The sequence below is a fragment of the Nostoc sp. UHCC 0870 genome (genome assembly GCF_022063185.1).
Lineage (GTDB): Bacteria > Cyanobacteriota > Cyanobacteriia > Cyanobacteriales > Nostocaceae > Trichormus.
The window spans coordinates 149,032-172,783 of record NZ_CP091914.1 but is presented as its reverse complement, the minus strand read 5'-3'; the positions used below and the strand labels follow the sequence as shown (position 1 = coordinate 172,783).

General features: G+C 41.2%; 19 protein-coding genes and 2 pseudogenes. 11 read left to right on the top strand and 10 right to left on the bottom strand.

Annotated features, from left to right (window positions below; all coding sequences use genetic code 11):
• Positions 1-172: 172 nt before the first annotated feature.
• Positions 173-412 carry a hypothetical protein gene (locus L6494_RS27825; protein WP_237996467.1) on the top strand — a complete coding sequence of 80 codons (240 nt, stop codon included), beginning with the start codon at positions 173-175 and terminating at the stop codon, positions 410-412.
• Between the two features lie 87 nt (positions 413-499).
• On the top strand, positions 500-2,209 hold the full coding sequence (locus L6494_RS27820) for an IS66 family transposase (RefSeq protein WP_237988702.1): 1,710 nt from the start codon (positions 500-502) through the stop codon (positions 2,207-2,209).
• Positions 2,210-2,277: 68 nt separating this feature from the next.
• On the opposite strand, the gene L6494_RS27815 is transcribed toward L6494_RS27820, so the two are convergent.
• The 7 genes from L6494_RS27815 to L6494_RS27785 form a co-directional block, all read right to left on the bottom strand.
• Complete coding sequence (locus L6494_RS27815) at positions 2,278-2,592, bottom strand: MT-A70 family methyltransferase (protein ID WP_237996465.1); 315 nt, start codon at positions 2,590-2,592, stop codon at positions 2,278-2,280.
• Positions 2,593-2,666: 74 nt separating this feature from the next.
• Positions 2,667-2,798, bottom strand: a complete 132-nt coding sequence (locus L6494_RS27810) for a DUF1392 family protein (protein WP_237996463.1) — start codon at positions 2,796-2,798, stop codon at positions 2,667-2,669.
• A gap of 2 nt (positions 2,799-2,800) precedes the next feature.
• Positions 2,801-3,190, bottom strand: coding sequence for a helix-turn-helix domain-containing protein (locus tag L6494_RS27805; RefSeq protein ID WP_237996461.1), 390 nt, complete (start codon positions 3,188-3,190; stop codon positions 2,801-2,803).
• Positions 3,191-3,212: 22 nt separating this feature from the next.
• Positions 3,213-4,052: a hypothetical protein gene (locus L6494_RS27800; protein ID WP_237996939.1), complete on the bottom strand. Its 840-nt coding sequence runs from the start codon at positions 4,050-4,052 to the stop codon at positions 3,213-3,215.
• A gap of 104 nt (positions 4,053-4,156) precedes the next feature.
• Entirely contained in the window at positions 4,157-4,354 is a 198-nt protein-coding gene (locus L6494_RS27795; RefSeq protein WP_237996459.1) for a hypothetical protein, read from the bottom strand.
• A complete protein-coding gene (locus L6494_RS27790; RefSeq protein ID WP_237996457.1) occupies positions 4,347-4,664 on the bottom strand; it encodes a hypothetical protein in 318 nt (105 codons plus the stop codon). The genes L6494_RS27795 and L6494_RS27790 overlap by 8 nt, the downstream gene beginning before the upstream one ends.
• A 121-nt stretch (positions 4,665-4,785) precedes the next feature.
• On the bottom strand, positions 4,786-5,799 hold the full coding sequence (locus L6494_RS27785) for a hypothetical protein (protein ID WP_237996455.1): 1,014 nt from the start codon (positions 5,797-5,799) through the stop codon (positions 4,786-4,788).
• 174 nt (positions 5,800-5,973) lie between these two features.
• Here L6494_RS27785 and L6494_RS27780 point away from each other — a divergent pair, with 174 nt between their 5' ends.
• The 9 genes and pseudogenes from L6494_RS27780 (at position 5,974) to L6494_RS27740 (ending at position 21,367) form a co-directional block, all read left to right on the top strand.
• Positions 5,974-6,195: a ribbon-helix-helix protein, CopG family gene (locus L6494_RS27780; protein WP_237996453.1), complete on the top strand. Its 222-nt coding sequence runs from the start codon at positions 5,974-5,976 to the stop codon at positions 6,193-6,195.
• A gap of 47 nt (positions 6,196-6,242) precedes the next feature.
• Complete coding sequence (locus L6494_RS27775; RefSeq protein ID WP_237996450.1) at positions 6,243-7,169, top strand: hypothetical protein; 927 nt, start codon at positions 6,243-6,245, stop codon at positions 7,167-7,169.
• A 134-nt stretch (positions 7,170-7,303) separates the two neighbouring features.
• Positions 7,304-7,429, top strand: a pseudogene (locus tag L6494_RS27770) (type II toxin-antitoxin system HigB family toxin); the annotation flags it as partial.
• Between the two features lie 127 nt (positions 7,430-7,556).
• Positions 7,557-9,056 carry an IS5 family transposase gene (locus tag L6494_RS27765; RefSeq protein WP_237996448.1) on the top strand — a complete coding sequence of 500 codons (1,500 nt, stop codon included), beginning with the start codon at positions 7,557-7,559 and terminating at the stop codon, positions 9,054-9,056.
• A gap of 51 nt (positions 9,057-9,107) precedes the next feature.
• Positions 9,108-9,278: pseudogene (locus L6494_RS27760) on the top strand (type II toxin-antitoxin system HigB family toxin); the annotation flags it as partial.
• Complete coding sequence (locus tag L6494_RS27755; RefSeq protein WP_237996446.1) at positions 9,262-9,660, top strand: helix-turn-helix domain-containing protein; 399 nt, start codon at positions 9,262-9,264, stop codon at positions 9,658-9,660. The pseudogene L6494_RS27760 and the gene L6494_RS27755, both read left to right, overlap by 17 nt.
• 399 nt (positions 9,661-10,059) lie before the next feature.
• Positions 10,060-10,800 (top strand): hypothetical protein, encoded by a 741-nt coding sequence (locus tag L6494_RS27750; RefSeq protein ID WP_237996444.1) that lies wholly within the window; start codon positions 10,060-10,062, stop codon positions 10,798-10,800.
• 315 nt (positions 10,801-11,115) lie between these two features.
• A complete protein-coding gene (locus L6494_RS27745) occupies positions 11,116-20,754 on the top strand; it encodes a colicin E3/pyocin S6 family cytotoxin (RefSeq protein ID WP_237996442.1) in 9,639 nt (3,212 codons plus the stop codon).
• Positions 20,755-21,112: 358 nt separating this feature from the next.
• A complete protein-coding gene (locus L6494_RS27740) occupies positions 21,113-21,367 on the top strand; it encodes a hypothetical protein (protein WP_237996439.1) in 255 nt (84 codons plus the stop codon).
• A 33-nt stretch (positions 21,368-21,400) separates the two neighbouring features.
• On the opposite strand, the gene L6494_RS27735 is transcribed toward L6494_RS27740, so the two are convergent.
• The 3 genes from L6494_RS27735 to L6494_RS27725 all read right to left on the bottom strand — a co-directional run bounded on the left by L6494_RS27735 (position 21,401) and on the right by L6494_RS27725 (position 23,733).
• A complete protein-coding gene (locus tag L6494_RS27735; RefSeq protein ID WP_237996438.1) occupies positions 21,401-22,189 on the bottom strand; it encodes a PEP-CTERM sorting domain-containing protein in 789 nt (262 codons plus the stop codon).
• A 101-nt stretch (positions 22,190-22,290) separates the two neighbouring features.
• Positions 22,291-22,473 carry a hypothetical protein gene (locus L6494_RS27730; protein ID WP_237996436.1) on the bottom strand — a complete coding sequence of 61 codons (183 nt, stop codon included), beginning with the start codon at positions 22,471-22,473 and terminating at the stop codon, positions 22,291-22,293.
• Between the two features lie 48 nt (positions 22,474-22,521).
• Positions 22,522-23,733, bottom strand: a complete 1,212-nt coding sequence (locus tag L6494_RS27725) for an RNA-guided endonuclease InsQ/TnpB family protein (RefSeq protein ID WP_237996433.1) — start codon at positions 23,731-23,733, stop codon at positions 22,522-22,524.
• Positions 23,734-23,752: the final 19 nt, after the last annotated feature.

Below are 23,752 nucleotides of genomic sequence, written 5' to 3'. Positions count from 1 at the left end.
GCACGTATCCTGGGGTGTCATGACCTAGATATCGTTTACCCGTAGGTGGGCTGGTCAATGTAGGCTTTTACAAGCCCCCGCTATAATCTACAAAGATTAAGCGGCGGGTCATTGACTAGAGTTAGAACGAGAGTTCAAAAGGGAAATTGAACAATTGGAGGCACAACAGTCTATGCAGTACATGACATCATTTGAGAGAATTACCCGAATAGAGGGATTGTTGGAAGCAATTGAATTAGGTTTAGAACTTAAATTTGGTGCTTCTTCACTTGAGGTGATGGATGAAATTTCCCAAATTTACGACATTGAACAATTACGGGCAATTAAAGAAGGTATAAAAACAGCGACTTCAATTGATGAATTGCGTCAAATCTACCAGTCCTCTACAACTGAAAATCCTCCAGAAAATTAGCATTGTTTATTTGTATCGGCTCAATAAGTAGGGGTAGTAGAAAAAATAAAGTCAGCGAGGGACAAGCAATATCATAAAATATGACACATGACGCAAAAGCTAGATTCGAGTAAAAAATTGGGAGAAGAGATACTGCAAACCATCGAGCCAAAAGGAATTGCAGATGAATCAATGCGTCGGACAGTAGAAATATTACTGAACCTAATAGAGCAATTGCAAGCAGAAGTCAAAGAATTACGAGATGAAAATCAACAGTTAAAAGATGAAAACAACCGCCTGAAAGGAGAAAAAGGTCAACCAGACATCAAAAGCAGCAAGAAAGGATTTGCCAACAATCACTCATCAGAAAAAGAACGACAGACTCTAAAAAAGCACAACAAAGGCAGTAAGAAAGCGACAGTTAAAATAAATAGAGAACAAATATTGGAATATCCCCAGGACAAACTGCCAGCAGACGCAGAGTTTAAAGGCTATCAAGAAGTAATCATCCAAGACATCACCTTGGGAACGGACAACGTATTATTCCGTAAAGAGAAATACTACTCACCTTCAGTGGGAAAAACCTATTTAGCAGAACTGCCTTGCGGTTACGAAGGAGAATTCGGTCCGGGAATAAAAGCTTTGGTGATGAGCCTATACTATGGGGGCAACATGACCCAAGGCAAATTATTAGAGTTTTTAGAAGATATTGGGATATCCATATCAGCCGGATATTTATCGAACCTACTGATTAAAAACCACACTGATTTTGAAAGCGAGAAAGATGAAGTATATGCGTCGGGACTAGAGAGCAGTCCTTGGCAAAACTTCGACCAAACTGGTGCGCGGGTGGGTGGGGTGAACTATACCACTAATGTAGTCTGCAACCCTTTCTATACAATCTACCTGACCACTGCCAAAAAAGACAGATTGAGTGTAGTAAAAGTATTGCAAAATGCCACAGAACTGGAGTTGATTCTCAATCAACTTACAGACAATTTAGTGGAGACTTTCCAAATCCCGACTAAATGGAAAAATGCTCTTAAACTATTACCTCAAGAAACTGTGTTGAGTGAAGCAGAGTTTAATACTCTACTTGATACATATCTACCCAAACTAGGTTCTCAACACCGGACTCGGATTATAGAAGCAGCAGCGATTGCTTTTTATCATCAACAAACTGATTGGCCAGTGGTGCAAACTCTCGTTTGTGATGATGCTCCTCAGTTCAAATTACTGACTGATAATATCGCTTTGTGTTGGGTGCATGAAGGACGACATTACAAAAAGTTGACCCCTTATGTTGCTTGTCACCAAAAAGCTCTTGATAAATTCCTGGATGATTTCTGGGATTACTACCGAGACTTGCTGGCTTACAAAGATGCACCCAGTCAACAGATGGCAGAAAAACTCCGGTCTGAGTTTTGGAAACTTTTCGATACTCAAACCGGTTATCAACAGTTGGATGAGCGAAAACAATTAACGCTGCTGAAAATTTCGGAGTTGCTTTTAGTCTTAGAGCATCCTGAATTACCTTTGCATAATAATCCGGCGGAGTTAGCTGCTAGGACAATGGTGCAACGGCGTAATATTAGTTATGCCACTCAAACTCTAGAAGGTACTCAGGCTTGGGATACTTTTATGTCTCTTGTTGCTACTACTCGTAAGTTGGGAATTAGCTTTTTTGAGTATATCCGTGACCGGATTTCTCAGGTTGGGAATATTCCTTCTTTAGCAACTATTATTCAGGAAAAATCTGCTCTCAATCCTTTTGGTTTTTCATTGATGACTGAAGAACTCCTTACCCCGGAATATTGAGGGGATACGTTTATTTGATATTTGGTTTTCAAGGTTCAGCAAACTTTGAGTGCCGAAATTAGTGTTAATTAAGCACTCAATTCATCAAACAAATCCGCTTCATCCCCCCAACAGTCCCAGCCGTCCCTAGACTCCCGTGCGAACATCTCCAGCTTGGTCATGTCTGGACAGAGTTTGTCTACGAGTTCAAAAAACTGAGGGAGCTTACGCGAATGTTCTCGGCGAGGAGAGTGCAGGATTGTGGACTCGTTAGTGAGTGTCCATCTCTCACCACATAGCCCAGAAGTGCGTAGAATTTCTTCGCTAATTTTTCGATGAGTGCATCTTTTTGAAAAATTCCCAATTCCATATTTAAGCCCCAAATTCAAAAACTTTCTGACCATCTAATTTCACGGGGTTAATGTTAATTAATCCACCTCCAGCATAGTTACAAGGAATCTTACGTTTATCCTTGTTATCAAAAGCCAAAAGTTCTGGTAGTTTTCAGGTACACCCGCTCTAACAAATTAGCTTCAAGAGGCAGAATCTTTTTACCCCAAAGTGGAGAGAGATACCAGTTTTTTTCTAAGGTAGAGATTATACAGGTCATACTTAACCCACTAAATATTTAACGGCTTGTTGATCAAAAGAAGCAACGAGATTTCTAATCCTGCGAGGAGGATTTTGGAGAAACCGCTTTAAATCTTGGCTTTTAATTTGGTACTGATGAACAGATGGTTTGATAGCTTTGAGCCAACCTCGTTTTACCCAAGCCGCAACAGTACCAGAATCTACCTGCAAAACTTTAGCGACTTCATTACAACTGTAGTTATCAAGAATGGGACGCACAGAGTAACCCAAATAATGAAGTTTTTTCCTGATGCCTTCGAGACTACGGTTGTACCCTCGTCTTTTTAGTCTGTATGCAATTTGTTTTGCAGTGTAAGATTCAGCCATTTCTTCGAGAATTTCTATCTCTTGGGGAGTCCATTTGTAGCTCATAATTCACCTCAAATATTCTGAATTATTGGGAAACTACTGCTGTCTTTTTTGCTTGTAATTCTTGCATCCATGACTTAATTGCAGTTAATTCATCAGCACTAGTAGTAACTACATCAACCACTTGCTGTTGATACGAATGTTCAGCCTGATCAGGATGTTCAAACTTATCGGCAGCCCAAGCTAAACACATAGTTTTTACAAGAGAATCAATCTTGCTGATGGGTAATTGACTAGGGCTACTAGCTTCTTGAAACTGCAAATACTCCTTGACTAAATCAAGTGAATAATTCAACAAAGTACGAATATATTTCACACGCAAATCTTGAGGATGTGCTACAGATTTGGGCTGTGTTTGTTGTTCTGGAATTAGTGGAATAGACGAAAATGATCCACCCAAACGAGATTGAATATCAGCAATGATTGATGCCCAGTCTGCATTAGCATCCCATTCTCTGCGGATTTTAACTTTAGTCGTAGCATCGTATAATCGACAAAAAACTGTGTTCTCATCACCGCTAGTAGCAGCAATAACTAGAGGTTTGGAGAAGTCGTAAACTTGAGAAGCTGCGAGTAGAAATGTCTTGGCGAAATTGGTTTCGATGCCAGTTCGGATTACATAAACCTCATCTGCTGCAACAACAATATCTAACTTGATGTTGTCCTTACCCTTAAATTCTTTTGCTGTTATTCTGATTTCTGATAAATAACCAGCTAAACCTTTTTGTTTGACAGGAATGGTTTTTTCATTCTCGATATCATATTGATACCAGAGATAAGATTCACCACTTAGTTCACCATTTTTGACATAAAGATAAACAGGTTCAGGAGGATTGCAAAAACCTAGCTTTATTTCTGTCATTATATTTCACCCTAATGTGCGAAAAACAGTTTTTTGTAGTAAGATGTTAAGTTCACAAATACTAGCAATCACCCGAATTATTTACACCCAATTCGGGTGAATTTTCTTTAATCAGAAGTATTTGTTGTATCAGCAGATTGTTGATTTTTCTCTAGCTCAGACTGAAGATAAGACAAAGCAGTTTGAGCATCACCAATAGTTAAATCAGGCTGATAATCAAGTGCTAAAAAGTCTGGATGTTGAGCAATTTGAGATATCAAGTATTGACTAGCTTTAACTAATTCCATGAGACTGAGATTAGACATTGGTTAACCCTCCCGCCAACTGTTCTTGTAGTACCTTTATTTGCTGCTGATGCTGGTCAATTTCTGCCTGTAGTTGTCCCTGAAGTTCTGCAACAGAAAGCAGTTGAATTTGGTCGTCAAAGTAAGACCGAACTTCTTCAGAGTTTTTGTCAGTCAAAATAAAATAACGCCAGCCTACTCCGTATTCATGAGCTAACAAAGTATCGGCGGGGTAGTATTGGATACCGATGATTAGCCCTTGTTGTGTACGCTGTCCGATGGTGAATCGTGGATATTCCGAGCCTTTGGGTATGCTGATGGTTGCTTGCATGATTTTGGTAAAGGAAAAAGTGGAACTAATTGATGCTTTATGGAAAACAAGAAAGTAAATGTTTATACTTGGACAACTAAACAGTTAAATTGAGGTGGGCGATAAAAACCCACCTATTCCTTTACACAGCAACTAATTCCCGACTGTTAGATACTGGCTGATACTCCCGCAGCAGTTCCCATTCCTCAGATGTCAACAAGTGAAAGGGTTTGTCTAGTAGTTCCTTACCAGAACAATTCTCAGACAGCAATTCACATGAAAATATTTGCTGGGGTTCTAAAGAAGCTCGTACATAACAACAAACGCCGTTCTTGTAGACAAATTCCACTAGTCTTTTGTCGCTGTAGTAAATCCCATCGTCTAGCAGTTCCAACCCCTGCTTCTCGCACTCTGCCGCAATCTGCACCATGATTTCATTGCCAGTAGTGCAGGGTTCTACAAATGCTTCTTGCGCTGGTAATGTGCCTTGCTGATACTGCTGTTTGATATAGCTTTGGCATCTGGGGGCGGTGGTGTCGCGGAAAATCTCTTGTCCGTTAATAATGACTCGCCAATACAAATCTTCACCGTTGTCCGAGTCAAAGCTGATGCTGGCTATCAATTCCCCATCAGCAAATGCTTCCTGCTCGTAAAAACAGATTTCAGCAATGGTAGGAACTTCCGGTATTTCACCTGGGATTGGCGGGTTGAGCGTACCTTCCTTATGATGCCATTCGATGAAGCGGTGGCATTGAGAAATGGCAGCGTGACAGAACTTTTCCTCACCGCACACCATAACTACCCAAGGCTGCATTACAAATTCGCTGTTGTCATAGGTGATGTAGGCAATGAGTCTTTTGCCTGCGTAGACTTCGTGGTGGTAGTGGTTAATTTCTACAGTGGTGAAGCTTTCAGGTGCTACAGCTTCGGCTTGGTCAGCAATGAAATTCTCTAGTTCGTCTTGAGCAATCGCTTGTTGGTCAGGAGCAATTTTTTGTAGCTGTGCAGATTGGTAGCCAGCGATCGCACTAATCCACGCATCCTTGCAACGTCTGTCGCTTACCTCAACCTTGCAGCCGATTTCGCTGTAGATTTGCTTGAGTCGGGCTATGGATTTTAGTTGTAGGTGTTGATGGGTATATATCGGGTGGGTCATAATGGTATTTCCTGCCTCTACAGGGGTTAGGTTTTAACAAAGGGCGATCGCTAAGTTTGCGAGACTGGGGCGGTCGTCTTTTGTTTTTTGCTATATTTAATCTAGTACACATATACACACATCGTCAAGTGTGTATATAATTAAATCTGGTTGAATATATGTGTAGGTGTTGATATGGTTAAAACGCTAGTGGCAAAAGATTATCGAGTTAAGCCTGGAACATGGGGTGAAAGCAAGCAACGGGTTCAAATCATGTTGACCCCGACAGCGATTGAGCTTGTTGATGCTATAGCTGAAAAAATGGAACTAACTAGAGCAGAAGTAATAGAGAGGTTGATTCGTTCTCAATGTCTTAATGTCGAAACTTTAAAAGAGATTGCAAGAGATGACGATTAAAGATTCTTTTAAGACTGGTCAAAGATTATTCGACTAAAGGTGGACAAATGACCAAACCACCCCTAAATCGAAAAAAAGCTAACTCTGCCACATCCAGCAATCCAGAATCGCCAACTTCAGACATTTCGCTTTCAGAAGATTCAGGTTCAGCAACGATTGATGTGACGGCTGTTGAAATTCCTGAGTTAACTGAACAGGAACAAAGCGATCGCCTGCACTTGGAACGTCGTGTGGAGAGGGCTTTCTTTGAGGCAGGTAAAGCTTTGGCAGAATTACGTGATCGAAGACTGTACCGTTCTACGCATAAAACTTTCGAGGAGTATTGCCGCGATCGCTTTGCCCATAGTCGTCAAAAATCAAATTATTTAATAGCAGCCGCGCAGGTCTACGAAAATTTGACAACAATTTGTTGTCAAAAATCCTCGGATGATAATTTGACAACAGAAGAATCACAAATCTTGCCAACTAGCGAAGGGCAAGTTAGACCTATAACTAAGCTAGAGCCGGAGAAACAGCTAGAAGTTTGGCAGCAGGCAGTAGAACTTGCTGGCGGTAAAGTGCCGACTGGTAGGATTGTGAAAGATGTTGTGCAAAGGATAATCGAGCGCACCCAAATACCCAACAGCTACCAGATTGGGGAGGTATGCCAAATCTTAGCCAAGGACAATCCCGAACTCAGAGGTAAAGGTGGCTGTTGGTGCATAGTAGTTGCTGTCCATGACTTCAGTTGTACCGTGAGGCTTTGGAATGGCGAATGTACTGTTGGTATACAGCATCTAAAGTCTTACAACTATCTGCCTGCTGAGTGTGAGCAGATGCAGGTGATCTGCGATCGCATCAATCGGGTGTATTCTACTGAACTGGAGGAGTCGGTGCAGAAGTTTTTGGAGTCGTTGGGGAAGCTGAAGCGGGTTTATTTGACGGGGTTGGAGGAGAAAGTGCTGGTTGTTTTGGAGTCAGAAACTAGTGGCTGAGGCAAGGATTATCAGCAGGCGTACTGTATCACGCTCGATTTCTGAAGTCGGTTGTGCTGAAGCGGAACATCTGATGTGCGGGAGAGAGCGGATATAATTAGAGTCTTAATAGTTGTAATCACGAATAAATTTAAATGCACGTTATTAGCCGCAGAATTTTGCGGGAATTTTGTGAAGCGCACGCAGATTCCTGTGATGCACTTTATGATTGGTATAGGGTAGCAACTAAAGCTGAATGGAAAAATCTGGTCGAAGTTCAAACTATTTAGGGCTTGCTGAGTAAACGAAAAACCTAGATAAATCAAGAGATGTGGGGGGATAAAAGAAAATAAAGTGCAAGGGAAAAGGATAAAATAGGTAAAAACCCTTGTAGTAAGTTGCGTTGGTATGTATAGAAAAGCGCAAAAGCAAGAAACAGCAGCAGAAGACTTTGAACTACCCTTTGGGGGAAAACTAGCCTCAGATAACCGTTGGTTAATCATGGCGAACATGATACCTTGGTCAGAATTTGAAGCAGAGTACGCAGCAATATTTTCAGCAGAAATGGGCGCGCCAGCCAAAACATTTAGGATGGCATTAGGGGCATTAATAATTAAAGAAAAACTAGGAATAAGTGATAGAGAAACAGTAGAGCAAATTAGGGAGAATCCCTATCTACAATACTTTATAGGCTTGTCTTGCTATAGTAATAATGCCCCATTTGATGCGTCAATGTTAGTTCACTTTAGAGAAAGAATAGATATAAACTTAGTCAACAAAGTGAACCGAGAAATGGTCAAACAGGAATTAGAAAAAAAAGCGGAGGCAGAAAAAGAAAAAAAGTCAAAAGCCGAGGATTCAAAAAGTGAGCCGACCAATAGGGGGAAATTAATATTAGATGCCAGTTGTGCGCCAGCAGATATAAGTTATCCGACAGATTTAGGATTATTAAATCAAGCCAGAAAGCACACAGAAACAATTATAGATATTTTATATAACTCCCTGTTGGTAAAAACTATCCAAAAACCGAGAACCTATAGAAATATAGCTAGAAAAACTTATTTATTAGTAGCTAAAAAAAGGAAACCCACCGTTAAAGAAAGAAGAAAAGCCATAAAAAGACAACTGCAATATATCAAGAGGAATTTATCTCATATTCAGCAATTAATGGATTTAGGCGCGTCATTAGACACCCTGAGTAATAGGCAATATAAGAAGTTATTGGTAGTAGCAGAAATTTATCGTCAACAGCTATGGCTATATGAAAATAAAAAAATTAGTATAGAAGACCGTATTGTCAGTTTAAATCAACCACACATTCGTCCGATTATCAGAGGTAAAGCTGGTAAAAGAGTAGAGTTTGGGGCAAAGCTTTCAGCTAGTTGCCATGATGGCTATGTATTTTTAGACCATATTAGTTGGGATAATTTTAACGAATCAGGCGACTTAAAATCACTTGTAGAAGCCTACAAAAACTACACCGGATATTATCCTCAATCAGTTCACGTTGATAAAATTTACCGCACTAGAGACAACCGCTCTTGGTGTCAAGAAAGAGGCATTAGAATTAGTGGACCACCACTAGGTAGACCACCCAAAAATGTCAGTCCTGAAAAAAAGAAACAAGCACGAGACGATGAGCTAATTCGTAACTCTATTGAGGGTAAATTCGGACAAGGTAAACGAAGATTTAGCTTGGGTAGAGTCATGGCTAAACTTCCTCATACCTCTCTCACTGCTATTGCTATTACTTTTTTAGTCATGAATCTTTCTACTCTTCTTTCACGGCTTTTTTGTGTCTTTTTATGGCAATTTTTCAAAACAACATCTTTTTTCCCTTATTTGATAAACAAAAATGCTATTTTGTTGGATTACCAACAACAAAAACTTATCTTTGCTCTCCCCTGACTACTGAGTCAATTTTTCTCTTGCCTTGGAATGACTTTTTCAGCAAGCCCTATTTATCCAAAAGCAGAAGCTGTTGGTAATTTTACTGTATTTAATATCAAAGGAAACAACTACCGTTTGATTGTTGATATTATTTACGAAACTCAAAGAATCTATATTAAGTATGTCCTAACCCACGCAGAATATGACAAGGATAAATGGAAAAATGACCCGTACTTTTAATCCTGATTCTTATGGTAAATTGCTAGCAGAGTATCAGCCCAAAATAATTACCACCGAACAAGAAAACGAACAAGCCATCAAACGCGCTTTAACTTTAGAACATCGTCCCAATCGTACACCAGAAGAAGAGATGCTATTGGAAGTGTTGCTAACATTAATTGAGAAGTTTGAACAAATCCATTACCCAATCCCTAAAGGTACACCCCATTCGATGTTAATCCATCTGATGGACGCAGGCGATGTTACAACTGAAGCATTAGCTGAGGTCATTGGTTCATTAGAAGTTGCCTTGCAAATTGTCAATGGTGATCGCACCATTAGTAAAACTCAAGCAGAAGCACTTGCGGACTATTTTCATGTGGATGTCAGTTTATTCACCTAGTTGATTTTTGATCACAAAAACTTAATTGGAGTCTACGAATGCGATCGTTACTCTGATCCCATGATAATACCTTGCATATTTAGCGATGGCGTAACCGCCCTGCCGAAAGCGATTGCGCGAAACGTAGTGCCGGAGGCAATCGCATTAACCGAATTTATTCCCCTGCGTTGGAGGAATCAGTGCAGAAGGATTTGGAATCGTTGGGGAAGCTGAACCGACACAACATTTCGTAAACCTCAGATTCCCTCGATAGTAATCATAGATTTTAGTATATCCATCATTTTTTACAAAATCTTTATAAAAAATTTATTCCTAAAGATAGGTACATAAGTGTATTCTCGTATAGCGAGAGACAAAATCACATTAAATTTTATTTTTACGTAGATAAATCAGTGCAATATGATTGAAAATTTTCAAGTTCAAGAACTGCTGATTGCGATCGCCGTTCGGCAGCAAAACCCTAGCATTTTGACCGCAGACTTTCTCAAATACACAGGGATTGTCCCTAGCGACTGGGAATTAGCTAGACCACCAGTTCTGACTAATACGGCGGCGCAGGTTGTTTACCAGAATGGTGTGAGCATAGTTGCAGAGGTCAATAGAGTCGTTTTTGCGGAGGCGATCGCCAATAAAGAAGCGAGCGATGTACAAATCGGGGCGATCGCCCATAAGTATATTCAGACAGTCAAACAAGTGGACTATCAGGGAGTGGGAATTAACTTACGAGGGCTTGCACCTTACGAGCCGAAAAACTTGAGCGCACGCAATTTTACTTTTAGTAACCTTCTTCAACCAGGAGCGTGGCAAGATTTTGGTTCTGCACCAGTAGAAGCTTCCATGAGGCTAGTTTACACACTGGATGAAACACGGCTATATCTGGATATTAATGAAGCGCAATTACAGTATCCAGATCAAACTACTAAGCCAGCAGTTTTGTTTTCGGCTAACTTCAATCGGGCGATAAATCAAGAAGAACCAGCAGCACGTTTGGCGGCTATAGGTGCAGTGATTGACAAGTGGCAAGGTGATGTAGAAACACTCAAAGAGCTTGTTAATAGCAAGTTTTTGAATAATCAAAGTTATCTGATTAATGCAACAACAACTGAGACGCTGCTGTTTCCTAGTGTGGTAGCTGAGTAAATAAGTTTGCGCTGATGAGCATAATCACAATGTGGAAAAGTCTGATTCCAGCTTAGACAAGTCCAGTTTTTCCTTGATAGCAGTTACTAGATTGTTTACATATTCTTTACGGAAAATTAGTAAAAGCTGTGCGACTAACTCAGTATAATTTTTATTGTTCCGCGCCAACTCGCACTCATATTTATTTGTACACATATAAGTATGAAAAGCTGATTAGGTCAATTTTTCGGATTTACCCATCAATCAAACAGTATCAAAAAAAGTGTAAACGCTGTCTCATAGCGATGTAACCAGATACTAGAGTGAGAATCCCCAATGTATAACGAATTTAACGTTTTTGGCCAAGGTAACTCCTACCTCGATTTTCAGTATCCACTTTTGGATCAATCTTTATTTCCGTCGCCTGAACAATTGGGAGGACTGCCTTCTGGTCTATTGGGAGTTGAAAAGCTAGAGATTCCGTCACTTACGCCCACAAGCCTAGCACCAAGTTTCGCTATTCACTCTAATTTCTCTGGGTTACATCCGCTCGTAGATCCTCTGCGGGGAACATCACCAGCAGTTAATACGGAAGCTATCAACCTCGCACTTTTACAGGTGGGTCAATCTTTTGATGATTTTCTGCAAAAACCAAATTATATTGACAGCTTACAAGTAGCCTTTGGCTCAGGATGGCAAGCAGAAACAGCCACAACCCTGATTAAAGATTTAGCTCAGGGACAGAACTTACCAGCAATAGAAGTTGTTACAGGTGAGGAACTCCAAGCTCAAGGTGCTTTTAGTCAGCAGACAAATACAATTTATCTGGCACAAGAATTTGTAGAACAGAACCCTACAAATGAGATCGCCACAGTTCTCACTGAAGAACTCGGACACTATATAGATTCACAATTAAATCCGGTTGATACTCCTGGAGATGAAGGAGAGTTATTTGCTGCTATTGTTAATGGCGTTGAGTTAACACCAGAACGACTACAAGCAATCAAAGCAGAAGATGACCATAACATAGTCACAATTAATGGTCAAACCCTGTTAATAGAACAATCGGTTAACGAAATTATTGGTACAGCCGGACGTGATGTTTTAACAGGTACACCGTTGAGCGATCGCATCATTGGCGGGTTTGGTGCTGATATCATTACAGGTGGGCTGGGTGCGGATATCTTCGTTTATCAAAGCATCAGAGATGCAGGCGATACCATCAAAGATTTTGAACTGCGCTTAGATGTCATTGATTTGAGTCAAGTATTGAATGGTTTTGGATATCAAGGACTCAATCCCATTGCGGATGGTTACATCAAGTTCAGCACTTATACAGGTGGCACAATTATTCTCATAGACAGTGATGGTACAGGGTCACTGTCAGCTAGACCTTATATATATGTAGAAAACGTCACGCCCAATGACTTAAGTAGCTATCCCAGTCACTTCATTCCTAATCCGGGAAAACTACCACAAATCCAAGCTAATTTAGCCAATGATACAGGAGTCAGTGACAGCGATCGCCTCACTCAAGATCCCACTGTTAGTGGACAGATCACAGATGCCACCACTTTACAAGGTAATCTGAACGGTAATGGCTTTGTTGATATTAGCGATGCCCTGAATGAAGACGGTAGTTTTACCATCTCTTTAGAACAGTACGATGTCTTAAGTAATGGTGTATTGCCAGATGGAGAATACACCCTAGAATTAAAAGCCAGCAGTAGCACTGGGCAAGCATCTGAGATAGTAACGGTAAGCTTTACCCTTGATCTGACACCTCCACCCGTAACATTTGGGTTAGCTCCCGAAAGTGATACAGGAATATTAGGAGACAGGATGACAAGCGATCGCTTCGTTGCTCTGGTGGGACAAACCGAGCCAGGGTTAACAGTTGCGTTGCTAGAAAACCAACAAATGCTCACGGCGGATAGTCAGGGGAATTTTAGCTTTACTAATGTTCCCATGCCAGTGGCAGGCCAAGCACCCTTTACGATAGTGGCAGTAGATGCAGCCGGAAATCAAGGGCGAGTACAGCAGTTTTTCACCAGGGAAGGAATTAACGGCGCACCAGAAATTACTAGCATCCCTGAAAGCATCTTTGATACTACCCAACAAACAGCCTACACTTATCAAATTGAAGCCACTGATCCTGATGGAGATGATCTGACCTATACGCTGCTGAATGCGCCTTTGGGGACAGAGATTGATGAGAATCAAGTTTTAAGCTTTACCCCATCAGCAGATTTAAAGCCGTTTTATGAATTTACAGTAGAAGTCAGCGATGGTCGTGGTGGAACAGATATCCAAACTTTTACGGTAGAAGTTCCGGCTTTTGCTAATTTCGGAACAATTAGAGGTATTAAATGGAATGATTTAAACGGGAATGGGGTTAGAGATAATGAACTGGTACAAGGATCTAATCCTGATGTTGTCTACGTTTTAGATGTATCAGGGAGTGCAGATTTTGGTTTTGTCGGTTCTCCCATTGGTGACTTTAATGGCGATGGTTTAGAAAATACGAGGTTAGATGCAGAAATTGCTGCCTTTATTGCTCTTAACCAACAATTGAATAGTCAAGAACTGGGAGATAGGGCGCAGGTGGCCATTGTTGTGTATAGTGGGTTTGCTGCTAATGCAGACATGGACTTAGGTACAAATGGTTTACAGATAACCACCACACTTGGAGCAGATAGTAATAGTGATGGGACAACCGATGTAGAGGAAATATTACGCTCTATTCGCTCTGGAGCATTTGGTGTAGGTAACTTTACTGGAACTAACCCAGAAATTGCTCTACAAAAAGTGGAAGAAACCTTTGCTTCTATTGGAACACAAGCAGGTAATGGTAACGTAATCTTCTTAACCGATGGAGAACAGAACCGGGGTGGATCAATTGTTGATGAGGTAGAACGTCTAAAGGCACAAGGATTTAATTTGTCTGCCTTTGGGGTAGGTAATGATGCGTCTTTGAGTGTGATTCAAACGATTGACCCTGATGGCACAAAATTTACTTCTATTGATGACATATTAGATGCGTTTGGTGGTATTGGGGAAGGCAGTAGAAGTGTTTTAGAACCTGGTTTAGCCGGGGTTAGTATTTATTTAGATATTAATAATAATGGCATACTTGACCCTGGAGAACCCGTCCAAATCACGGCACAAGATGACCCCAGCACCCTTGATATTGATGAAACAGGGCAGTATGAATTTAACAACCTTGCACCTGGAACTTACATTGTTCGTGAAATAATACCAGATGGATTTGAACAAACATTTCCTCTGAGGAATGTAACTCGGACTGGTGATGGTTATGCCGATATTATTTTAGAATTTGTATCTGGCGGTAATGCGCCTTCTCCTTTAATAGAACCTTATGGTTCTACAGGCGGCTTACCATCTGGTTCTCCTTTTAATGGTAATGGAAGATACACAGTTGAACCAGTCAACCCAGAGGTGATTTTAGGTGCGCCACCACCAAGCCCTATTATTGGTCGTAATCCCGAAGTAGACTGGTTAGCTTTACCGCTAGGTTCTTACGTCACTGTTGGTTTTACGGATGAAGTTATAATTGACGGGCCAGGGGATGATATTTTCATTCGCAGTTTCGATCCTATAGATTCAGCGAATGAATTTGCTGATGTTTTTGTTAGTAGTAATGGGATAGATTTTGAACTTCTTGGTACAATCAACCAACGAGGACTGGTTTCTCTTGATTTAGCAGATATTAATTTTACCAAACCAGTAATAGCTGTTAGGGTACAAGGTTTAGATAATAGAGGAACTTCTCCGGGATTCGATTTGATTAGTGTAGAAGTATTACCGGGAAGTATTGCTAGCCCTGATTTCTATACTGTTCAACTAGAAGCAGGAGAAATTGTTGAAAATATTGACTTTGGTAATGTTCAAATTGCCATAAATCAAGACCCAATTATTACTTCAACGCCCATTATAGAAGCAGTTGTGGGTCAACCTTATGAATATCTTGTACGGGCAAACGATCCTGATGGAGATCCGCTTACTTTTAGCCTTAATCAAGCCCCACAGGGAATGGTTATTGATCCTCAAACGGGTCGCATTTCTTATACACCGCCAATAACAGCTATTACGTCCAATTTTGACACCTCTGATAGTCAAATCAGACCTGGCATAGATAATCAAGCAAGTTTCACGGATGACAATCAAGGCATTAATTTTGGAAGTTCAATCGGTGACTATGCTGTAGGTGAGGGATTTAGGACTTTTTCTAACCTACCAGTAGGTCCTTTATTCCGCAGTGCTGTTAGCTTCGATCTGAGTTCTTTGAGTAGCCAAGTTACTTCTGCTAAGTTGCAATTGCAAAAAAATCGTACCAGTGGAGATCCAATTGAAACTTTGGGGTTATTTGAAGTTACAACCGATGCGAATACACTCTATACAAGTTCTTACGTATCACCAGCAATTTATGAGGATTTAGGTACTGGCAGAAGTTATGGTACTTTTGATGTGGCAACAGGGGGAAATACCAGCGAAATCCTAGAATTTGAACTCAATGAAGCAGCGATCGCTGCTATTAATGCAGCTAGTGGTGATTTCTTCTCCATCGGACTTGCTCTTTTGAGTGCTAACCCTAATAACACAACACAAGCAGCCGAATATCTTTTCGCCTTTAGCGGTAATGCGGGAATTCAGCGACTTGTATTGGAAACTGAGAATAAGGAAACAGTTGAAATCCTTGTCAATGATGGTAAAGGTGGTGAAGCAGTCCAGAACTATACCTTAAATATTGTTGAAAGTTCCGATAACCAACCGCCTGTTATTACTTCTACCCCAACAATCAGTATTGCGCTAGGAGAAACTTACGAATATCAGATAGAAGCAACAGATCCTAATGCAGACTCTCTTACCTACAGCTTAATCAATTTCCCTGATGGGATGGAAATTGACGAATTTGGAAAAATTACTTGGATTCCAACAGAAATTGGGGAATTTACGTTAGAAATTGCAGTCAGTGATGGCAGAGGTGGAGCTGATACTCAGATTTATAGAGTAGAAGTAGTTAGAGACTTAGCTGAAGACACTGAAGCTCCTCAAATCAATTTCGGCTTCAACAGTACGGTATTAAAACTGGGAGAAACACTAGACTTACAAATCCAGGGACTTGATAACGTTGGCTTGGCTGATTTAGACGTTTCTTTTAACGGTGATTCCCTGGTTCTGACCCCTGATACTGTTACTAATGGCTTAATTAATACTGCTTCTATCACCCCCAACACAACTGGGGTATTTGAAGTAGTAGCAACAGCTACTGACTTTGCAGGTAATACAGTTACAGAAACTATCTCTGTACGAGTAATTAACCCCAATGATACACAAGCACCAATCACGGAACTTGACTTGAGTGGATTTGACCCCCTCAATCCCGTGATTAGTGAACTTACTGATATTGTCGGAACAATTAATGATCCAGATTTGGAATTTTACCGGGTTGAACTTGCACCTGTTAGCTTGATTAACCTGAGTAATCCCGCAGCTAATGACCCGGATTACATCACCATTGCCGAAGGAAGGGCTAATGTTGATAATGGCGTATTGGCTCAGATAGATCCCAATTTGTATCGTAACGATAGCTATTACATCAGGGTTTATACTCAAGACTATAGCGGTAATGCCAACGTTCAAGGTGTGGTTTTAGGCATCAACTCCCAAAATAAACCAGGACGTTTCGCCTTAGAATTTACCGATTTATCTATTCCCTTAACGGGTATCCCCATTGAAATTCAACGCCGTTACGACAGTCTGGATGCAAAATTCTCTGGTGACTTTGGTTACGGTTGGAGTTTAGGTTTACAAGATGCTCAAATTCAGGAAGCTGCACCCACAGGGATAGATTTAAGTCGTGATAATTTCTTTGGCGGTAACTCCTTTACAGTTGGTACTCGCGTTACTTTAACTACACCTGATGGTCGTCGGGTAGGTTTTACCTTTAATCCTGTCCCTGACTTCGCTGGATTCTTGGGTGTGCGTTACAAACCCACATTTACACCAGATGCTGGTGTTTATGACAGGTTGGAAGTAGACTACACACCTTTGAGTGTTCGTAGTGATGGTTCTGTGGGACTATATCTGTTTGGCTTTACCTACAACCCCTCACAATATCGTCTCATTACTAAGGAAGGGATTACTTACCGCTACGACCAGTACAAGGGGCTTTTAGATGTCACTGACCGCAATGGTAATAAGCTAACTTACACTGATGCGGGAATTTTCAGTTCCACTGGTCAATCCGTCAATTTTAACCGAGATGCCCAAGGGCGGATTACCGAGATTATCGATCCGGCTGGTAAAGGGATTATCTACAATTATGATGCTCAGGGTAACTTGGTTAGTGTAAGCGATCGCAACAACAGTACAACTCAGTTTGTCTACGATACTCAACTCCCAAGTTACTTAACTGAGATTATTGACCCACTAGGACGCAAGGGTGTACGGACTGAATATGATGAGCAAGGACGGTTAGCCAGGATTATTGATGGCAATGGGAATGTAACTAATCTTGGCTTTGACACCAATGCTTCCGTACAAACTATTACCGATGGGTTAGGTAATAAAACAACGCTGATTTACGACAGTCGCGGGAATATCATCAGTGAAATTAACGCATTGGGTGGTGTTACACAAAGAACTTATGATACCAATAATAATCTCCTGAGCCTAAAAGACCCACTGGGCAATACAGCAACTTATACCTATGACAGCAGAGGTAATCTCCTCACCCAAACCAATCCGTTAAACCAAACTACAACTTACACCTATAACGACCTCAACAAAGTTGTAACGGTCACTGACCCCCTTGGTAACACAACTCAAAATACTTACGACAGCCAAGGTAATCTTGTTAGCCAAAGGGATGCAGCCGGAAACATTACTACTTACGTTTACGATGCTAGGGGGAATGTTACAACCGTCACCAGTCCTCAAAGCCAGACAACCAAGTATGAGTATGATAGCCAAGGTCGCATAACAGGTATCATCGATGCGCTCAACCAGAAAACTGGCATGACCTACGATGGTAATGGGAACTTGTTGAACATTACTACACCTTTGGGTAACACTACTCGCTTTACTTATGATGCGGAAGGTCGTCCCATTAGTGTTACCGATGCTTTAGGTAATGTTAGCCGAATTGAGTACAATGCACTAGGCGATCGCACAGCGACAATTGACGCTTTAGGTCGTCGCAGAGAATTTAGCTATGACACCCAAGGACAGTTAACGGAAAATCGCTACCCTGATGGTACAACCGAGCGATTTACCTATGATGCTAACGGACGGCGCACAAGTTATACAGATAGGGGTGGTCGGACAACTATCTTTGTTTATGATGGTCTGGGTCGCTTATTTGAAACCATCGCTCCTGACGGTACACCAGATAATCTGACTGATAACCCCAGAATCCGCCGTGAATATGATGCGGCTGGTCGTCTAATTGGTTTTATTGACGAGCGAGGAAATCGCACCGAGTACGGATATGATGCAGCTGATCGTCAAATCCTCGTCCGTGACGCTTTAAATAATCCTACCCGCTATGCTTATGACGCAGATGTACAAGTAGTAACTATTACTGATGCTCTCAACCGTGCTACTCAGTTTGTTTATGATCCATTAGGTCGCGTTGTAGAAACTCGCTACCCCGATGGCACAAAAACAATTACCACCTATGATGCTCTTGATCGGGTAATTGCAGAAACAGACCAAGCTGGTATTACTACTCAGTTTGAATATGATGCCCTCGATAGACTAACGGCTGTGGTTGATGCCCTTGGTCAGCGTACAGAATACGGATATGATGCGGAAGGAAACCTAATTAGCCAGAAGGATGCTAAAGGGAACACAACTACTTACCAGTATGATGCTGTTAGTCAACGTTTTGCCACCATACTACCTTTGGGTCAACGTTCTACCCAAACCTACGATGCTGTGGGAAATGTTACCAGTGTCACGGATTTTAACGGCAAAACAATAACTTACAGATATAACAGCAACGACCAAATAATTACAGAAGGTTTTGCAGATGGAACCTCTGTTAATTACACCTATACGCCAACACTGCAACGGGCAACGGTGACGGATAGCAGAGGTGTAACTAGCTATACATACAACGAGCGAGACCAACTAACTACACGCACCGAAGTAGATGGTAGAACTATTGGTTACACCTATGACATCGCAGGGAACCGCACATCTCTAACCACCCCTGCGGGAACAGTTGGTTATACTTACGATGCCCTGAATCGAATGCAAACAGTCAGCGATCGCAGTGGAGGTGTTACTAGATATGTTTACGATGCAGTTGGTAACTTAGTTCGCACCGAATTACCCAACAATACAGTAGAAACTCGCCGCTACGATAGCTTAGATAGGCTTGTTTCCGTGGAGCAAAGGGGAGCATCCGGTATAATTGCTGGTTATGAATACACTTTGGGGCTAGCAGGAAACCGTTTAGCTGTAACAGAAGCAAACGGACGACAGGTTAATTACGCCTACGATCGACTTTATCGTCTAGTTCAAGAAGCAATTTCCGATCCAACTGCCGGAAATCGCACGATTGGTTATACCTATGATGCGGTAGGTAATCGCCTCAGTCGCAATGACTCAGGTGAAGGTTTAACGACATACAGCTACGATGACAATGACCGATTGCTCAGAGAAATCCTCAATGGTCAAACTACTGAGTATACCTACGATGACAACGGCAGTACGCTAACTGTTAAGGTTAACGGCACAGATCAAGTAAACTACAGATGGGACGACCAAGGACGATTAATTAGTGCAGACATTGTAACCCCGCAAGGAACACAGCGTATTGAATACCGTTATGACGCTGATGGCAATCGGGTTGCGGTAATTGTTAATGGGGAAGAAACACGCTATTTGGTTGATACGGAAGAAGCATACGCTGAGGTTGTTGAGGAATATAAACCCGATGGAACAATCGAGAAGTCCTATGTTCGCGGACTGGATTTAATTTCCCAAGACCAACAGGGTCAGGCATCAATTCATCATGCTGCTGGGTTGGGTTCTGTAAATGCGTTGACCGATAGTAATGGTAATGTAACTGACCGATATATTTATGATGCCTTTGGTCGGTTGATAGGGCAACAGGGCAATACAGATAATGATTTTGGCTTTACTGGGGAGCAGTTTGACGAAAATAGCGACCTTTATTATCTGAGGGCTAGGTACTATAACCCGGAAAATGGGCAATTTATTTCTAAGGACTCGTTTGAAGGGTTTCTTGATGACCCCCAATCGTTGCACAAGTATACTTATGTGCATAACAATCCGGTCAATCTGATTGACCCCAGTGGAAATGTTGCGGCTGCTGAATATAGACTCCTGATACAACGAGTTGCTCCTGTTGTCGCGTTGGCAACTTTACGTATTGCATTAAGACAAGCTCTAATTAATATTGCAAAAGGACTAGCTGATATACCAACAACTCCTGGACCTCAGAGACCCATTCCTCCTTTTACTCCACCAGCACCTCCGCCACCACTACCTCCTTTTACTCCACCAGCACCTCCGCCACCACTACCTCCTTTTACTCCACCAGCACCTCCGCCACCACTACCTCCTTTTACTCCACCAGCACCTCCGCCACCACTACCTCCTTTTGCTCCACCTTCTCCATTTCCAGCATCTCCTCCAATTTTTGAGAATAGACGTTTTGGTTCTCCACCTGATGATATAAAAGACACATTACCAGCATTCCCTGGTACTAAGCGAGCAAAAAGTAAAACGCCCGTACAAGGTGGCGGTGGAAAGCGTGAGCGATGGTTAGATGGAAAAGGGAAAATATATGAATGGGATTCAAAGAAGGGTACGGTTGAAATATACGATCCTAGAGGAAAAAATCATCTAGGAGATTTCGACCCTAGAACTGGAACGCGAGTTGGTCCAAAAGTACCATCCAGAAAAGTAGAGCCATAATTTAAAAAGTTCGATCCGTGCGATGAATCGGTGTTAGTTCTACTTTCATAAGGTGATCGCATTTTTGTATGAAAATATGTAAGATGCGATCACTACTTGATTTTAAATTAATGTAGTGCGATCCCATTTGTTTCGGATGTTTGGAGTGGCGATCGCATGATTAAAACTTGGTGAGTCTAGAATACGATCGCTGTCGAACTCACCTTAATAAAAATGGCAGCCGATCGCGTTTTGTACTTACGAGGAATATAGGCGATCGCCATGATCAGCTTGTGCAGAATTGGAGCGATCGCCATTTTAAACCCGGTACTTCTGCCGATTCATTTACAATGAAAGAGCATAAACTGAAAAAAATGCTATGAATTCCTTTTCATCTGCAACATCACCAAATAAAAACCAAGACAATAACGAAGTATTAGTAAATGTTATTGTCAAGCAAGAAGCTGATGGTAGAACAGTGGCTATTGTACCAGGATTACCTGAATTACAAGTAGAAGCAAGCGATGTCTATCGACAAGTCGCTTTGCGCCTACGCACAACAGCATTAGCTCAAATTCAGCAACGCTTAGAAAGCCATCTAGCTGGTGCAGAAATCTATCTTTTACCTACTTAAAAATATCAGGCGATCGCTAAAAGTAGAAAATTATCAAACTTGATTATTATTTTTACTACTCTGAGTTTTTCTAGATAAAGCACCGAAACCTAGAGCTATAATAATTCCTAAAACAGAACTGGGTTCAGGTACAGGTTCACCAGTTGGCTTACGTTCCAGAACAACATTGCTCACAGAAAGAGCAGATGAGACAGTGAAATCATCTACGTCAACTACTCCAAAAGCTATTGTATATATCCCAGAATTATTAAAAGTGTATTGAAAAGTTTTAATTCCAGTTTCTTGAGCAAACGAAAGGGGGAAATTAGGATTAGATACTTGTGCATCATCAATATTTCCTAGTCTCTGGATTTGGTCATTTACCAAAAAGAAACTGTAGTCGTTCAGCGAACCGCGATTACTTCCACTAACTAAAGAAGAATTTTCGTTTGTCAGAAAGTTCCACTGAAACGTTAAATATTCGCCTGCTTGTACATTAATAGTCAGCTTAATAGCCGAACCTTCAAAAGCAACACCATTTATATCTAGTGCGTCTGCATTAATTCCCAAGAACTCAGTTAAGTTAGGACTAACAAAACCAACTTCTCTTGCAGGCTGACCTGAAAAGTTGAATTGTCCATTGATTGCACCTAACTGAAAGTCATCATCCGCGTTTGCATCTGTTGACAAAAGTGCTTCTGTAGAGCTAGAAAAGTTCACATCTCCAAAAGTAGTCCAAGAAGAAGGGTTAGTACTAAAATTTAAATCTACTGCTTGTACTGGGCTAGAAATAAGTAAGCTACTCCCGGCTAGTATACCAACAACTTTTATTGTAGTTTTCATTGTTTTATTCTCTGTTTAAATAATATAAATTGCTGGCTGAGGATTTATTTTTTTGTATTAAACAGCAGGCCACTTTAAAACTACTGATAAATACAACAATATCATAGTAAATTTACGGAAGCATTTATCTGAAGTTTAAATGAAGAACTTGTATGGATATTTTTCTTCTTGATTATTTCTTCAAAGGAATAGCCATAGCTATTTTTTTTGAAGCAGTTCATGGCTGCATCCCAAGCCGCAGCATCATCTCCTGACCTGATATCGCCAGCGCGATCCTCTGCCACCTTGCCCACTCGAACCAAGCACTAACATCTACGTTGACACTCTCCGCCCTATAAGGGCGGAGATTCTTCAATCTTTGACCCAACTTGCTCAGACAGGATTTCTCCAGCATGAGTAGAGGTCGAATCTCCTGAAGCGTTCGGGTCTATGACCCAAGTTCCCGTATGACCTACGGTACTCAAGGCTAATTTCAGAATATTGATAGCCGCATTCCAATCCCTATCCATGACGAAACCACATTCACAAGCATGAGTTCTGGTTGATAGAGATTTTTTGACCATTGCGCCACAGTTAGAGCATTCTTGCGATGTATAGGCAGGGTTAACCGCAACAGTTATTCTGCCAAACTTCACTCCGAAAAACTCCAACCATTTTCTGAATTGATACCAACCAGCATCATTAATAGATTTAGCGAGACAATGATTTTTAACTAAATTCTTGATCCTCAAATCTTCATAGGCTACCAAATCGTGAGACTGGATTACGCAACGCGCCACTCTCTTGGCGTGTTCTTCACGTTGCCTACTTATTTTGAGGTGTACTCGCCCTAACCTATTAATAGCTCTCTTACGGCTGGTAGAGCCTTTCTTTTTGCGAGAAACGCGCTTTTGTCTAAACTTGAGGCGTTTCTCTCCCGTGTGATAAAATCTTGGGTTAGGTTCACTATATCCATTGCTATCTGTGTAGAACTCTTTTAGTCCAACATCTAAACCAATGGTTTTACCAGTGGGTTGTGTTTCTACTTTGTTGTCTGCACTAATCAAAAATTGAACATAGTACCCGTCAGCACGGCGGACTAACCTAACTCGTTTTATCTGTTCTAATTGGTAGAAGCTTAAATCCCACGTTCCTTTAAGTTTTAGCTTGCCAATACCCTTTTTGTCGGTGAATGTTATTTGTTTCCTAGTCTGAGAAAGTGACCACCCAGACGTTTTGTATTCCACTGAGCGAGAATTTTTCTTGAACTTTGGATATCCTTTTTTGCCCGGAACAGACTTTTTGCAGCTGTCGTAGAAACGAGCAATAGAGCTATAAGCCCGTTCGATAGATGCTTGACAAGCACTAGAGTTCAAAGCTTTCACAAATGAGAATTCAGACCTCAAAGACTTGGCTATTCGATACAGTTCTTTTTGCCCTACACCTCGGTTATCCATCCAAAAACGGATACTCTTATTGCGAACAAATTGAGCCGTTCTTATCGCCTCATCAATGGCATTGTATTGAGTTGTTTTCCCTTTGGCTTTGAATTCTAAAACAATCATTTTACGTGGAAAACTTCTA